Consider the following 14,996-nt stretch of genomic DNA (forward strand, 5'->3'; position numbering starts at 1 on the left):
AAAAGACAAAAAAGAATCATTCAAAACATTTCATAATTCGAATGTACTAATAACTGGTGCTGCTGGGTCAATAGGCAAAGCCTTTTGTAAAGATATTATTAACTATAATTTTAACAAGATTTATTTATTAGATAAAAATGAGAATGAACTTACAGAATTAAATAGAGAATTAATTTTAAAATGTAGCAAAAAAATAATTAAAAAAATTCATTATATTTGTTCAGATTTAGTTTTAATTAATTTAGACGATTTTTTAAAAAAAAAAAATTTCTCATTATTTGAATTTTGCAGCGATTAAACATGTAAGAAGTGAAGAAGAGTTACTTTCAACTAAGTATATGTTTATGACAAATTCAGATAAATTTATACCTACTGTAATAAATAATAAATATTTAAAATGTGTTTTTTCTGTTTCAACAGACAAAACTGTAAACCCAACAAGCTTATTAGGTGTAAGCAAATCTTTAATGGAAGAAAATTTGTCTTATTTTAAAAAAAAAAACAAAAAAATTTTTGTATCAAGTGTAAGATTTGCAAATGTAAGTTTTTCCAATGGTAGTATTTTAAAGTATGCAGTAGACCGTATAAACAAAAAAGAAATATTTGGTATACCAAGAATTATAAAAAGATTTTTTATTACGCATAGAGAAGCAAGTTCTCTTTGTATGAAATCTTTATTAGAAAGAAATAATGGTCATATCATAATCCCAAACAATAAGGTTTTAAATAAAAAGCATTTGATTAAAAATGTAGTAATCAAAATATTGCAATTAAAAAAATATAAACCAAATTTCATAAAAAAAATAAGTTCTAAAAATAAGAATATTAAAAGTAAATTCCCAGTTTTGTTAACTTCACCTAACAACCATGGGCAAAAGTACTTTGAGGAATTTTCTGAAGTTAATGAAAAAATTTATCCAGATATTTTTGATAAAACAATTTGTAAAATTAAATTGAAATGTAAAATAAAAAATTTACCAACTATTCTTAAAAAAATTTCCAAATTTGATAAAATAAATAAAATTAAAGATTATCTATTTAAAAATCATAATTCATATAAAATAAAAAAAAAAGTTTATAAAGTAAGCAGAACTATATAATTTAAAATTTAGTACTATTTTAAATTTTTTATTTAATAATTTGTTAATAAAGAAATGTTAATAAATAATATATTAATTTTAATTTTTAAACTTATTGATTGTAATTTGAAACTTTTTTCCATTTATATAAAAAAAATTTTTATATAGTGGATTAGTTGACCTAATTATATCAAATTGTTCTATTAGAGGTTTTCTTGGATCAATTTTATCATTCAAATTTGTAAGTTTTGGTAGATAAGTTGGTTTACCTTTTTGTTTATATAATTTTATATATTTGTGTTTATTTATAAAACGAGATATTAAACTTTCAGTAACTATCATTTGTTTAAGCTTTATTTCATTAAACATATCTGTTTTTTTTATTTTAAAATTCTCTTGAAATGCTATGTCACCAGAATCTAATTTATCATTTAGTTTAAAAAGAGTTGAAGTAAAATTTGTTTTCTTTTTCATTATTTGCCACTTTAGAGGAGAGGAACCACGATCTTTTGGTAATGCACTTTCATGAACAGTAAAGTAATTTTTATTTTTTTGTAATTTTATCTTTGAGGTGAAACCGACTAAAAAAATATTTTGAAAATTTTTTATATCTCTTTCATTAAATGAAACTTTAATTTTTACTTTTCTTTTAATTTTATCTTTTAATCTTTTTAAAGAAAAATATGAATAATTAATATTATTTTTTTTATCAAAAATGATTAAATATTTTTTATCTAAAGATTTTACTGTATTCATTTATTATTTTTCTTTTATTAATTGAAATGTTTTTTTTGTATTTAACTCCCATGTATTGTGAATTTATATTCTTATTGATATCTAAAAAATTAATATTAGTAAAATTTTTAAATTTTATAACATATCTTCTTTCTATTTTATTGGTTGGTAAAATTAAACATGGAATTTTTTTACTTATCATTTCGAACATGGTATTCCCCCCCGAACCTATGAAACATTTTACTTTGTATTTATTAAATATTGTGGCATAATTATTTATAATTTTGCTTTTTGGAATATTTTTATTCTCAATAAATTGTCTTAAAAACTTAAATGTTAAATTTTTATGTTTTGAAAGATATTTATAAATTATTTTAGAATAATTATAATAATCACTTCCCCCAAATGAAATCAAGTAATCCAAATTTTTATTTTGAATATTGTTTTGATTATTTGAGTGATTTAAAACAAATGCAAATTTTAAAAAATAAAATTTTTTGAAATTTGAAGATCTAAATATTTTAAATTTATTTATATTTTTAAAGTTATTAAATTCATCAATAATTATAATCTTACTTTTAAAATATTTTTTAAAATTTATTTTATTTGAATTAGGTAAGTCAATTAAAATGTAATTATATTGTATTGATGAATTATGTTTTTTAATAAATTTATATTTTTTCAATATTTTTTTTGATATTAGAGTATTTGTTTTAAAGTAAATTTCATATGAACTTTTAAAAAACAAACCAATATTAATACACCTGAATAAATGTCCAAACCCAAGATATTTTTTTGATCCAGCATTAGTTATAAATAAAATTTTTTTTTTGTTTTTCATCACAATAATTTAGCTATACATAGAAACCTATATTAAAAAAATTTAAATTAAATGTCTAAATACGTACTTTCTAAACGTAAAAAGAAGCTTAAATCTAAAGATTTAAATCTAGTTGATAAAATTTTTAATCCTGCATTGAAAATAGCCCTAATAAATATTGATAAGTTTAAAAATTTTCAAGAAGATATAGTTAAAATAAAAGTAAATTCAAAAAAATGTTTTTTGTTATTCTTTTTCACCTTAAAATTTTAAAAAAGGAACAAATGTACTATCAATTATTTCTGGTTATTTCTAAATTAATCAATAGATATTTTATTTATTTCAAAGCTTTCCGCATAATCAGCATTAATTAATTTACCATCAAAAGAGTTTAAATTTTCAATTTGATTCAACCATTTATATGAATGCCTTTTTAATTCGTCTTTATAGATTTTAATAATATTTATTTTTTTTTGAAAATTTTTAGAGATATTTATAAACAAATTTTTATTAAATGGGGTTGTGGGTTGATAAAAATTACTTCTATAAAAAAGTATATTCTTAACGTGTCTACCAGCTGATATTGAGGATTTTCCCACTGCACTATGGTCTTGATGTATATCATTTGGCCAGTGTGTGAAGATAATGTCTGGTTCTATTTTTTCTATAACCCTTAAAATATTCACTACTAAGTCATCATTAAATATAAGCTTGTTACATTTAAAATTTAAGTTAGTAAAACTTTTAATATCCAATTTCTTTTTTATTTCGGTAAAATTTTTTTTAACACTTCTTTTATTTCTAATAACTTTTTTGTTCTTTATTATTGAGTCAGTTACTATTAAATAGTGAATCTCAGAATACTTTTGATAATTTAAAATTGTACCACCGCATGCAATTTCAAGATCGTCTTGATGTGCACCAATGAATAAAATTTTTTTATTTTTAAACATTTAAATCTTTTTTATTTGAATTAAAAAGATAGTGTAAAATCGACAAATTATCATCAAGATTATTGTTATTTTTTAAATATTCAGTTTTAATATTATTTTGGCTAAGTAAATTTTCATCCAAATAATCCTTTGATCCTATACCAGTAATATAATTTGTAGCGTTTGTTTGTTTTAAAATCTCTAAAATTTTAAACCCTTTTTTTTCTTTTATAAACAAATTACTTGAAAAAATAGTATCATTTTTGATATTAAAATAATTCATAACATATTTTATTAACTTCATATTCAAATCTATTAAATACTCATGTTCATCACTGATAATCTTTTTTATAAACTCGTAGTGAGAATCGAAACAAGGGGCTTTTCTATAATTATGTTCCAAAATTTTAAATAATTTACTTGTCCAATTATTTTTATAATCTATTTTAATATTTTTTATTATTTCATTATAGTTTCCTTTGTTTTGGACTGGTATTGTTATCCAAGTAGGCTTGCTGTTTATTAAAATTTTATCCCTATTCGTCCATCCACGTCTATTAAACTTGACATCGTCAAGAACAACAAATAATTGACTTTTTTTTAACTTTTTAAAAAAACCTTTCCATGGTAAAAAATCTGGCTGGTGAATAAATACAAACTTCTTTTCTAACATATGATTAACTTTTATAAAACTAATATAGGCAAACAAGAAATAAAAGCAACAGAACTTGTTTTAAAAAGCGGCTTTTTAACATCTGGAAAATATAATTTGAAATTTGAGAAAGCCTTTTTAAAAAAAATAAATATTAATAAATTAAAAAATATTGATTGCTGTACTGTATCAAATTGTACCTCGGCATTAATGCTCAGCTTAAAAGCTTTAGGAATTACTAGAGGAGATGAAGTAATAATACCATCTTTAACATTTGTTGCTGATGCATCTGCTATAACACAACTAGGAGCAAAACCTGTTTTATGCGACTCAATTTCAGACCTAGATTGGAATATAAGTCCATTAAGTGTAGAAAAAAAAATTACTAAAAAAACTAAAGCAATAATTATAGTTCATTTTGCAGGTTTTCCTTGTGATATCCCAGCTATAAAAAATATATCAAAAAAATATAATATTGCAGTAATTGAAGATACTTGTCATGCACTTTTTTCAAAAAATAAGAATAAATTTTTAGGACTAGATTTTGATCTATCAACTTTTAGTTTCTATGGAAATAAAAATTTTACTACTGGAGAAGGAGGTATGGTTGTTGGTAAAAAAACAATTATAAATAAAATTAGAAATTTAAAATCTCATAATATAATTAGAGAAAATAACAAAAATAATTTTTATCCAGGCTACGAGATAAATGAATTTGGATATAATTTTAGATTAACAGATATCCAGGCTGCTATTGGAATTGAGCAATTAAAAAAAATAAACAATTTTAATAAAAGACGAAAGTATTTATACACTCATTATGTTAAAAAAATTAAATATAATAATTTAAATGTTAAAATACCATTTACAGATAGAAAAAAAGACAAATATTCGTATCACATATTTCCAATATTGCTGCCAAAAAATTGTGATAGAAGAAAAATTATTACTAAATTATTTTATCATGGAATTGAGACCAGTATTCATTATAAACCTATACATAAACTTAAAGCATACAAGACAAATGCAAGAGGTATTAAAACAGTTGACTCTTTTTATGATAGAATTCTTACTTTGCCTCTTTACCCCTCGTTAAAAGAAAAAAATATAAATTATATAGTTAAAATCTTAAAAAAAATTTTATAGTATCATCCATGCTTAAAATCATGACCTTTCCAGTCCATGGTTTCAAAATCCCAATCAATAGGGACATAATCTGCACCTTGCTTTTTTGCTCCATGTCTACAATTTCTACAACCTTTTTTTAAATCTTTTCTCTCACCTGCCTTATGTTTTTGTCTAATATAATTTATTTTTTTTGACTCCCACACATCTTTGATATTAAAAAATTCTGGTTTAGTATTAACTAAATCTTTACCAAGTTTTATTTTTTTTGCTTCTGTATCCATATATTGACCTAAGTTAAGTTCTTTTTCTTCATTATGTGCACCTGTGCAAGGAAGCAAGACACCATTTGCAGCTACTGTAAGTCTTTGAAATGGATATTGACATGCCCAATCTTTTTTAATTTCATCATCATTTAAATCATCAGATCTAAAATCTAATATTTCATTTACAGTGCACCAGCTTACACCATTTTCATACATAAAATTTTTATATTCTTCAACATTACGACTTATAGAGGGAAATATTGCATTAGTTCTAATTTGTGGTCTTACAAGATTAAGCTCATTTTTATAATAATTAATTTTTCTAATTGTATTAATTACTTTTTCAAAAGCATCGTATGATTTATCTTTTTTTTTGTTCCTTGGTGTTCTTATTTTATTATAATCTTCACCTAAACCATCTATAGAAAAACTTATCCAATTTGGTTGAGCTTTCACTAAATTTTCACAAAATTCATCCGAAAAATTTTGGCCATGAGTTAATGAAGTTACTTCTAAAATTCCTTTTTTGACAGCATAACTGAGAACATCAGTAAAAGTAGTTATGGAGCCATCTTCATTTTTGTATCTATAAAGGCTAGACTCCCCTCTCCAGCTGAAAAGAATTGAATAAACTCCTATCTCACAGCACTCATCAATTATATTTTTTACAACTGGCCAAGGGAGCATTCTTGTTGATCCGACTACAGAAGACTGAAATTCTTCAGTTATAGTGTAGCACATAGTACAACCCAAGTTGCAAGTACTAACCAATTCAATTGTCACCGCCAAAGGCGCATTGCCATGATCAAATTCTTTTGCTCTTCTATACCATTCCTCTCTATAATGATTATATTTTTTTAAATCTTCAGGATTTGAAAACTGTTTTTTTTTGAATTCTTTTTCTTCATTTTCACTTTTTAATAAACTAAATTGGCTCTCATTGACTGTAACTGTTTCATTTTTTCCCTCCCATTTAGTTTTTAATTCTTTTTCTCTTGGATAGATTTTTAATTTAGGATTTGAACCAAATAAATTATTCATATAATTGTATATATATTATAATAATCTACTTAAACTATAAATTTATCTTAAGCAATAGTAAACAGCCATATGGTATTCTAGATACTATAATATATAACAAAAAATACTTAACTAAGGCATTTAATTTTTTGCTATGATCTTCTCATTATTAGCATTAAATAATAAATTAATAACTAAATTTTATATGTTTACAATTTCAAAAAAAAAAATTATTCCAAAGAAGTTATATTGAACCAACTATGACTATTTTCATAAACAAAAAAAAAATATTGCTCGATAAAAATAGACCTTATCTCATTCTTGAAGCTGGTATTAATCATGAGGGAAGTATGTCTAAGGCTTTTAAAATGATAGATGATGCCTCAAAGACAAAGGCTGATGCTATTAAATTTCAATATTTTGAACTAGATGATTTTTATTTAAAAAATTCAAAAGGTTATAATTTGCTAAAAAAAATGTATTTAACAAAATCAAATATATTAAAACTTAAAGAATATTCAGAAAAAAAAAAATTACTTTTTTATGTACCGCTTACTCAAAAAGATCATTTGATTTTTTAGATAAAATAGGTGTTTTAGCCCATAAAATTTCATCTATGGATAACAATAATGACGATTTATTAAAACATGTAGCAAAGTTTAAAAAACCGGTAGTATTTTCTACAGGAATGTCAGATTTACAAAATACAAAACAAAAAATTAATTTAATTTCTAAATATAATAAAAAAATTATTATTTTACATTGTATTTCAAATTACCCAACATTAGCAAAAGATTTAAACTTAGAAAATATAAACTATTATAACAAAATATTTAAATTTCCAATTGGTTTGTCTGATCATTCTGAAAACATTTTTGGAATGATTTCGTCTTTAGATTATAAAACCTCAGTAATAGAAAAACATTTTACTTTTGATAAAAAAAGAAAAGATTTTGACCATAATATTTCAGTAGATTATAAGGATATTAATTTTTTTTATGATTTAATTGACTTTAAAGTAAAATCTACCGGAAAAAACTTTTTAAAACTTGAAAGACCAGATAAAAAAAACCAAAAGATATTTAGAAAAGGACTATATTATAAAGAAGATTTTAAAAAAAATGATTATCTAGCTAGGGATAATTTATTTGAAGCAAGACCAGGTTTAAATTTTAAAATGATTAATAAAATTAAAAGTAATAAATCTTATAAGATGAAAAAAAATGTTATAAAATTTAGTATTGTAAAAAGAAATGATTTTAAATGAATATAATTGGCTTTAGTTATGATTTTTTTATTTCATCAATATGCTTGATCTCAAAAAATAAGTTAGTTTTTGCGACACCTGAGGAAAGGCTGAATAGATCAAAAAATTCAAAAAGTTTTCCAACCCAGTCAATTAATTTATTAAAAAAAAGATATAATTTAGATTTAAGGAAAATAGATTATTTTGTAAATTCTGTTAATCCAGGTGTTTATTTAAATAAATTTAATCCAATTATATCATCCCAAAAAAAACATTTTTCTGAGCATTTGATATCTTTTCCAGATAATGTTCTTAATATAAGCTCCAAGAGAGATAAACTGACATCCACCTTAACTAAACAAGAATTTTTTTTTAATAATAACTCATTTAAAACTTATTTTGTAAACCATCATGAGGCACACGCGGCTAACTCTTTTTATCAGTCTAAATTTAATACAGCTTTGACCTTTGTATTTGATTTGCAGGGTGAAATTGCGTGTTCTTCGGTTTATATTTGCCAAAATGGAAAATTTGAAAAAATTGAAGAAATAGATTATCCCAATTCACTTGGCATGCTATATGCGTCAATTACTGAATACTTAGGATTTAGAGCTAATTCTGACGAATGGAAAGTTATGGCAATATCAAATTTAATTAAAGTTAACAATAATAAATATTATGACATTTTTAGAAAAAATTTAATCACTTATAATCAAGAGGGTAATTATAAAATTAACTTAGATTTATTTAATGGGTATTACCCATCAAAACCAGGATTATTTAATAACAATTTAATTAAAATTTTAGGTGAGCCGAATAATAATTCCGACAGACCAACCAAAAAACAAATTTTAATAGCCAATGCATTACAACAAGTTTTGGAGGAGGTAACTAATTTTAAAATTAATTTTTTTTCAAAAAAGACAGGTATAAAAAATATTTGTCTATCTGGTGGAATATTTATGAATTGTTTAATGAATGGAAATTTAGAAAGAAAATTTAAAAATTTAAATTTTTATGTCCCTTTTGCACCAGATGATAGTGGAAATTCAATAGGTGCTGCATTATATTTGAAAAATAATATCATAAAAAATAAAATAAAAGTAAGTAATTTAAATAATCCTTATTTAGGAAATTCTTATCCAGATTATGAAATTTTCAAAATTTTAAAAAAATATAAATTAAAATTTGAAAAAGTAAAAAAAATTGAAAAAAAAGCTGCAAATTTGCTTCATCAAAAGAAAATAATAGGTTGGTTTCAGGGAAATTCTGAATTTGGACAGCGCGCCTTAGGCAATAGGTCAATATTAGCAAATCCATTAATGAAAAATGTAAAAACTATTTTAAATTCTGCAATTAAATATCGAGAAGATTTTAGACCATTTGCACCTGCAATTATAGAAGAAAAATTTGACTATTATTTTTCAACAAATTCAAAAAATAAAGTACCTTATATGGAAAAAATTTATTTTTTAAAAAATAAGTTTAAGAATAATTTAAAATCAGTTTGTCACGTAGATGGTTCTGCTAGAGTTCAAACTGTTTCAAAAAGTTCTAATAACTTGTTTTATAAACTTTTATGTGAATTTAATAAGATTTCAAAAGTACCAATTTTGATTAATACATCCTTTAATATAAAAGGAGAGCCAATGGTATTTTCACCAGAGGATGCAATTAAAACATTTCATATTTCAGGGTTAGATTGCTTAATATTAGGCAATTATGTTATTGAAAAAAATAAAAAATAATAATGAAGACGCTTTTTATACTCCAAGCAAGAGTAAATTCTAAAAGATTATTTGCTAAGTCTATACTACCAATTTACAAAAATAGAAGTTCCATTGAAATAATTATTGATAAAGTAAAAAAATGTAAGTTTATCGATAAAGTTTATATTGCAACAGGACCGTTTAAAAAAAATAAAAAAATTTTTAGTATTCTAAAGAATAAAACGAATATTTTTTTTGGAGACGAAAATAATGTTAGAAAAAGATTTGAAATAATACAAAAAAAAGAAAACGCAGATCTAGTAATAAGAGCGACTGGTGATAATCCATTAATAGATATAGATCTATTAAGATACCTCTTAAATTATATAAAAAAAAATAACCAAATTTCTTACTTAAAAGTTAATCACGATTATGTTTCTCCAGGTTTTTCAGTAGAAATATTTAAAAGTGAATATTTTTTTAAACATCTTAATTCGGACCAATCCAGTTATGGAAAAGAACATGTTACTTGTCACATGTTAAAAAAAAATAAATCGAAAATTTTAAAACCTCCTAAAATTTTTCACACCCCCCCTATAAGAATTACCCTAGATACTATTGATGATTTTAAATTTTTGAAATATTTATATTCAAAAATAAAAAATCCTAATTTAAAAAAATTTAATAAATTTTTTAAATTTAAATAGCTTTAGATTAAAGAAAAATTTCTTTTAAAATTTATTAATGATATATATATAGTTGATAAAATAATGATAACTCATTTTTATGGATTAAATGAATAATAAAATATTAAAAAAACTTTCAGTTAATAAATATGAAACGATACTAAACTGTTTAAAAAAATTAAATTCTACTAATAAACAATTTCTTTATATTAAGGATAGGAAAGACAAATTAATTGGAATTTTAACAGATGCTGACATAAGACGGGCATTATTAAAAAAAAAAAAATTATCTGACACAATTAAAAATATTTATAACCACTCCCCAAAATTTGTTTTTGAGAGTGATAGTATTGATAAAATAAAGAATACTTTTAAAAAAACAAAAGTAAATTTTTTACTTGTAGTGAATAAAAGATATCAAGTAGTAAATTTTATAGATATTCAATCAATTAACTTTAATAAAAAAATTAAAAATTCAATGGTTATAATGGCTGGTGGGAAAGGTTTAAGGTTGAGGCCATATACTGCTAATAGACCAAAGCCATTAATGTTATTAAATAAAAGAAATACAATTTTAGATAATTTGATTTATTCATATAGAGAAATTGGTGAAGATAAAGTCTATGTGATAACAAATTACTTATCGAGTCAAATAACAAAAAAAATCAAAAAAAATAAAGATTACACAACACTTGTAGAAGTAATCAAAGAAAATAAAGAACAGGGCACAATTGGTGGAATTTCTAATATTGATAAAAAAAAATTAAAATTTCCAATAATTTTATCAAATGGAGATATTGTAAGTGATTTAAATTACAGATCACTTGTCAACTTCCACAAAATAATGAAAAATAATTTAACAATAGTCCTAAAACCAGTTCAAACTCAATCAAGCTATGGTGAGATCACCTTAAAAAAATTACAAATAAGAAAAATTGAAGAAAAAAAAATTAAAATCTCTTTTTTAAATGCAGGGATATATTGCATGGATGAAAAAATATTTGATTTAGTTAAAAAAGAATTTTTAAATATGGATAGTTTAATCAATTATGCCATCAGAAAAAAACTAAAGGTTGGCGGATATCCATTAATTGAATTTTGGATGGATATTGCTAATAAAAAAAATCTTGAAAAAATAAGAAATATATTCTCTAAAAAGAAAATATTTTATTGATGAAGGGGATATAAAGAAAACAGGTCAACTAATAAAATTATCAATTAAATTTAAATTAATAATTTACTATATGGCAAAAAACTATCTAATAATAAACTCTAATAGAATAGAAAAAAAGTTATTAGTTTATTACAAAAATAAGAACTATAAATTAATTTGTATAAATCTTGAATCAGCCCTTTTTTGTAAAAACAATAAATTAAAATTTTATTTCTTTGAAAGTTTTTTAAATAATCAAGATAAAAATGTTATATTTAAAAAAAGAATTCAAATTTGGAACCGTATTTTTAATTTCAAAAAAAGCACAAGTTTAATTAAGAAAATAATTACTTATGATTATTATTCTCTACATTATTTTTTAGATTCTTTAATTACCGGACATCATTTAGCAAAAAAATTATCTTTTTTTAATTCTAATCATATTGTTTATTATGGGGAAAGAATAGATTATAAAAATTTTTTTGAATTTTATTCAAAGAAGCAAAACGCAATAGTTCTTGGGTCTTTTTTTAATCACTGTAATACTAAAACAAAAATTACATTTAAAAATCAAAACAGTAGTAACATTTATCATATTAATTTCTTTAAAAGTCTAGCGCAAAAATTCATAAATTTAATGATTAGGCTAATAAAAAAAACTACAATTATTATTTCTATTTTTAAAAATAAAAAAAAATATGTAGATGTTATTTTTTTGAATAAAAATGAATTATTCAGATTTTCAAATATCAAAAAAAAAATAACTTTATTTTTATTAGGGATTAATGAAAAATCAGAATTTATGATTAAATATAAAAATATTTTTAATCATAATATTAGTTTTTATAATAACTATGATCAAACCTGTTATAAAAGTAAGATTCAACCTATTTTTAAAATAATAAATAAAAAAATTATAAAAAATTATAAAAAAGAATTTAATAATTTTGATCATTATATTAATAAATATTTTTTTTATAGAATTAATAAACTGTTAAATCAGTATTTTACTATTCAAAGACATTTTAAAAATAAAGAAATAAAGAATATCTTTATAAGTAATTTGTGGGACCTTGAAAGTTTTATGCCTGTTTTGTCTTTAGATAAGGTTTATACTGGTTTTAACTATCTTATTCCACATTCTACACTACTTCCCACATATTTGAGTAACTCTAAATCTGTTTTACTATATCAAGATAAGTTAGAAAAACTTATCCACAAAAAAAAATTAAATTTAAAAAAAAATCCTTTTAAATTTAAAGTCAACGAATATATTTTTAATGATAAATTATTAAATTTACAAAAAAATAAAAAAAAAAGATTAATAGTTTTATTGCAAAATAATTACCCAATTAGTGATATTATTTCTTCAGACAATCATAGAAATATTATTTTGAAAAATTTAGAAAAACTAAACATATTTTTTTCAAAAATTAATGATGTAGATATATATATTAAAATGCATCCTTTGCTAGAACAAGAAACCTTCTGGAAAAATTATTTCTCAACTTATTTAAAAAAATTTACTTTAATTCAAAATTGTTCGTATGAGCTTATTGATAAAAATTTTAAAAAATTTTTATTTTTACATTATCCAAATAAAATTTATTTCAACCTTATAAAAAAAAATACGGTAGCAGTCATGAGTGATTCATTTAAAATTAATCATAAAAATCAACAAATTTTTTCATCTGAAAATATTAAACTTACTAGATTTCAGAAATTAATAAAAAAAAAGAACACAGTTACGATTAAAAGCGAAAGTGATTTGTTAAAATACATAAGACAATAAATTACTAGTTTAATAAATCGTACTACTTTATTTTCATAATAATCAATTATCAATACAATCCAATTATTTCATATTAACCTTTAATATCTATTAAGCTTTTAACTAATTTTTTTTAATATAAGCTGGGAGTACAATGCAACAATTTTAAAATCTGAACACTTCTCTGTAAACTTTTTTATACCAATTATTGGATTGTTGTTTTTATTTTTAAATTCATCACAGAAAAAATCATCAAAAATAAGATATCCACCTTTTTTTAAATGTTTCCAAGAATTAATAGCATCAAAATAAACAACATCAGCATTATGCTCACCATCTATGAAAATAATATCAAATTTTTCTTCTATTGGGAGATCCTTAAAAAAGTCTTCTGACTTCAATCTTATTTTTTTAAATCTTGATGAATATTTTTTAAGATTATAGTCAAAATTTTTTTCTGTAATTGAAAAATTTTGATTATAATACTCTTCATTTGGCTCTATAAATGGATCAACACAAACAAGATAACTTTTAGCATAATAATCAAGGAAAAAACATGAAGATAATCCTTCATACGAACCAATTTCTAATATTTTCTTATCTTTTTTATTTTCAATAAAATAGACTATAAACGGAATATTTTTTAAAAACCAAAAATAATTCAACTGTTTATTTGTAATTTTTTTTTTAAAATTTTTAAAAGCTATCTTATTTTTAATATGAATTTTTTTTGACAAATAATTTGTAGTTATAATTTTTATTATAAAAATTAAATTTAAGTTAGCTTTAAGTATAAATAGTATTTTCTTTAACATTGTTGTAAACATTTAAGTAATAAGCAGATTATATGAAAAAAAAATTAAATAAAAATATAATTATTACTGGTGGATCAGGTTATATTGGAATTCACCTTATATACATTTTATATAAGTATAAAAACTACAATATAATCGTTTTAGATAAAAATAATCATTCATTTATTAAGAAACATAAAATTAAATTTTTTAAAACTGATCTAAAAAATTCTTATAAACTAAATAAAATATTTAAAAAAATTAAACCATTTTTAGTTATTCATCTTTCAGGGTTAGCATTTATTGAAGAATCTTTTGCAAGGACAAAACTTTATGAAACGAACAATCAGCTTGTTTCACTCAATATATTGAATGTTATGAAGAATAATAATTGTAAAAATATTTTATTTTCTAGCTCTTGCTTAGTATATGGAAATAATAATTATAAAGATGAAAATTTTAGTAAGTTAATGGGACTATCGCCATATGCAAAAAATAAAATTTATATTGAAAAAAAAATTCATTCATTTTCAAAAATGTATGGTTTAAATTTTTGTATTTTGAGATTTTTCAATGTTGCGGGAGTGTTAGGTGGAAAATATAAAATTGGTTTTAATAAAATCTCTGGAAATCGAATTGTACCTATAATTTTAGAGTCAATTATAAAGAATAAAACTTTAAACATAAATGGTGATAATTATGATACGCCTGATGGTACCGCTATTAGAGACTTTATTCATCCTCTAGATATTGGAGAATTTATTAAAAAAATGTTGAAAAATTTTGAAAGAGAAAAATTTAATGAGATTGTTAATTTAGGTTCCGGAAGAGGATATTCGATAAGACAATTAATAAAAATAGGTTTAAAAGTAACTAATAAAAAAAATGTTAAAATTTTAACTAAAAAAAAAGAAAAGGAGACGCTCCAATTCTTAAAGCAAATATTCAAAAAGCTAGAAAAAAATTTAATTGGAAGCCAGTTAACTCAAATATAAACAAAATTATGCA

General features: G+C 21.8%; 15 protein-coding genes and 1 pseudogene (1 of these 16 running past the window's edge). 10 read left to right on the forward strand and 6 right to left on the reverse strand.

The features are described from left to right. Both AC5SLW_RS00630 and AC5SLW_RS00635 read left to right on the forward strand, forming a co-directional pair. A protein-coding gene (locus tag AC5SLW_RS00630; RefSeq protein ID WP_494575225.1) for a polysaccharide biosynthesis protein crosses the window boundary here: on the forward strand, positions 1–298 show its 3' portion. It extends 65 nt beyond the left edge of the window; only the last 298 of its 363 coding nucleotides appear in the window; its start codon lies beyond the left edge, outside the window; its stop codon occupies positions 296–298. After that, positions 279–1,100, forward strand: coding sequence for a polysaccharide biosynthesis protein (locus AC5SLW_RS00635; RefSeq protein ID WP_494575227.1), 822 nt, complete (start codon positions 279–281; stop codon positions 1,098–1,100). Before AC5SLW_RS00630 ends, AC5SLW_RS00635 begins: the two co-directional genes overlap by 20 nt. A gap of 78 nt (positions 1,101–1,178) precedes the next feature. Here AC5SLW_RS00635 and AC5SLW_RS00640 read toward each other — a convergent pair whose 3' ends face one another. Both AC5SLW_RS00640 and AC5SLW_RS00645 read right to left on the reverse strand, forming a co-directional pair. Beyond that, positions 1,179–1,835: a formyltransferase family protein gene (locus AC5SLW_RS00640; protein ID WP_494575229.1), complete on the reverse strand. Its 657-nt coding sequence runs from the start codon at positions 1,833–1,835 to the stop codon at positions 1,179–1,181. Beyond that, positions 1,810–2,655 carry a hypothetical protein gene (locus AC5SLW_RS00645; protein WP_494575231.1) on the reverse strand — a complete coding sequence of 282 codons (846 nt, stop codon included), beginning with the start codon at positions 2,653–2,655 and terminating at the stop codon, positions 1,810–1,812. Before AC5SLW_RS00645 ends, AC5SLW_RS00640 begins: the two co-directional genes overlap by 26 nt. A gap of 51 nt (positions 2,656–2,706) precedes the next feature. Between AC5SLW_RS00645 and AC5SLW_RS00650 the strand changes: the two genes are divergently transcribed. Next, entirely contained in the window at positions 2,707–2,907 is a 201-nt protein-coding gene (locus AC5SLW_RS00650) for a hypothetical protein (protein ID WP_494575233.1), read from the forward strand. A gap of 44 nt (positions 2,908–2,951) precedes the next feature. Here AC5SLW_RS00650 and AC5SLW_RS00655 read toward each other — a convergent pair whose 3' ends face one another. Both AC5SLW_RS00655 and AC5SLW_RS00660 read right to left on the reverse strand, forming a co-directional pair. Next, complete coding sequence (locus AC5SLW_RS00655; protein WP_494575235.1) at positions 2,952–3,587, reverse strand: PIG-L deacetylase family protein; 636 nt, start codon at positions 3,585–3,587, stop codon at positions 2,952–2,954. Then, on the reverse strand, positions 3,580–4,239 hold the full coding sequence (locus AC5SLW_RS00660; protein WP_494575237.1) for a WbqC family protein: 660 nt from the start codon (positions 4,237–4,239) through the stop codon (positions 3,580–3,582). The genes AC5SLW_RS00655 and AC5SLW_RS00660 overlap by 8 nt, the downstream gene beginning before the upstream one ends. On the opposite strand from AC5SLW_RS00660, the gene AC5SLW_RS00665 reads away from it, so the two are divergent. Continuing rightward, positions 4,240–5,364 (forward strand): DegT/DnrJ/EryC1/StrS family aminotransferase, encoded by a 1,125-nt coding sequence (locus AC5SLW_RS00665; protein ID WP_494575239.1) that lies wholly within the window; start codon positions 4,240–4,242, stop codon positions 5,362–5,364. It abuts the gene before it with no gap. 2 nt (positions 5,365–5,366) lie between these two features. Here the strand turns inward: AC5SLW_RS00665 and AC5SLW_RS00670 are convergent, their stop codons facing one another. Then, positions 5,367–6,650 carry a radical SAM/SPASM domain-containing protein gene (locus tag AC5SLW_RS00670; RefSeq protein WP_494575241.1) on the reverse strand — a complete coding sequence of 428 codons (1,284 nt, stop codon included), beginning with the start codon at positions 6,648–6,650 and terminating at the stop codon, positions 5,367–5,369. 347 nt (positions 6,651–6,997) lie between these two features. Here AC5SLW_RS00670 and AC5SLW_RS00675 point away from each other — a divergent pair. From AC5SLW_RS00675 to AC5SLW_RS00695, 5 genes and pseudogenes are all read left to right on the forward strand, one after another. Next, positions 6,998–7,896: pseudogene (locus AC5SLW_RS00675) on the forward strand (N-acetylneuraminate synthase family protein). Beyond that, positions 7,893–9,623, forward strand: a complete 1,731-nt coding sequence (locus AC5SLW_RS00680; RefSeq protein ID WP_494575243.1) for a carbamoyltransferase family protein — start codon at positions 7,893–7,895, stop codon at positions 9,621–9,623. Before AC5SLW_RS00675 ends, AC5SLW_RS00680 begins: the two are co-directional and overlap by 4 nt. Positions 9,624–9,625: 2 nt before the next feature. Beyond that, positions 9,626–10,291, forward strand: coding sequence for a cytidylyltransferase domain-containing protein (locus tag AC5SLW_RS00685; protein WP_494575245.1), 666 nt, complete (start codon positions 9,626–9,628; stop codon positions 10,289–10,291). Between the two features lie 88 nt (positions 10,292–10,379). After that, the gene (locus AC5SLW_RS00690; RefSeq protein ID WP_494575247.1) at positions 10,380–11,444 is read left to right on the forward strand and encodes a sugar phosphate nucleotidyltransferase; all 1,065 of its coding nucleotides are present in this window, start codon (positions 10,380–10,382) and stop codon (positions 11,442–11,444) included. Between the two features lie 70 nt (positions 11,445–11,514). Further along, positions 11,515–13,215, forward strand: a complete 1,701-nt coding sequence (locus AC5SLW_RS00695) for a hypothetical protein (protein ID WP_494575249.1) — start codon at positions 11,515–11,517, stop codon at positions 13,213–13,215. 98 nt (positions 13,216–13,313) lie between these two features. On the opposite strand, the gene AC5SLW_RS00700 is transcribed toward AC5SLW_RS00695, so the two are convergent. Beyond that, a complete protein-coding gene (locus AC5SLW_RS00700) occupies positions 13,314–14,009 on the reverse strand; it encodes a class I SAM-dependent methyltransferase (RefSeq protein ID WP_494575251.1) in 696 nt (231 codons plus the stop codon). A 32-nt stretch (positions 14,010–14,041) separates the two neighbouring features. Between AC5SLW_RS00700 and AC5SLW_RS00705 the strand changes: the two genes are divergently transcribed. After that, positions 14,042–14,983, forward strand: coding sequence for an NAD-dependent epimerase/dehydratase family protein (locus AC5SLW_RS00705; protein WP_494575253.1), 942 nt, complete (start codon positions 14,042–14,044; stop codon positions 14,981–14,983). Positions 14,984–14,996 lie beyond the last annotated feature (13 nt).

This window comes from Candidatus Pelagibacter sp. PS_40 (assembly GCF_059417765.1).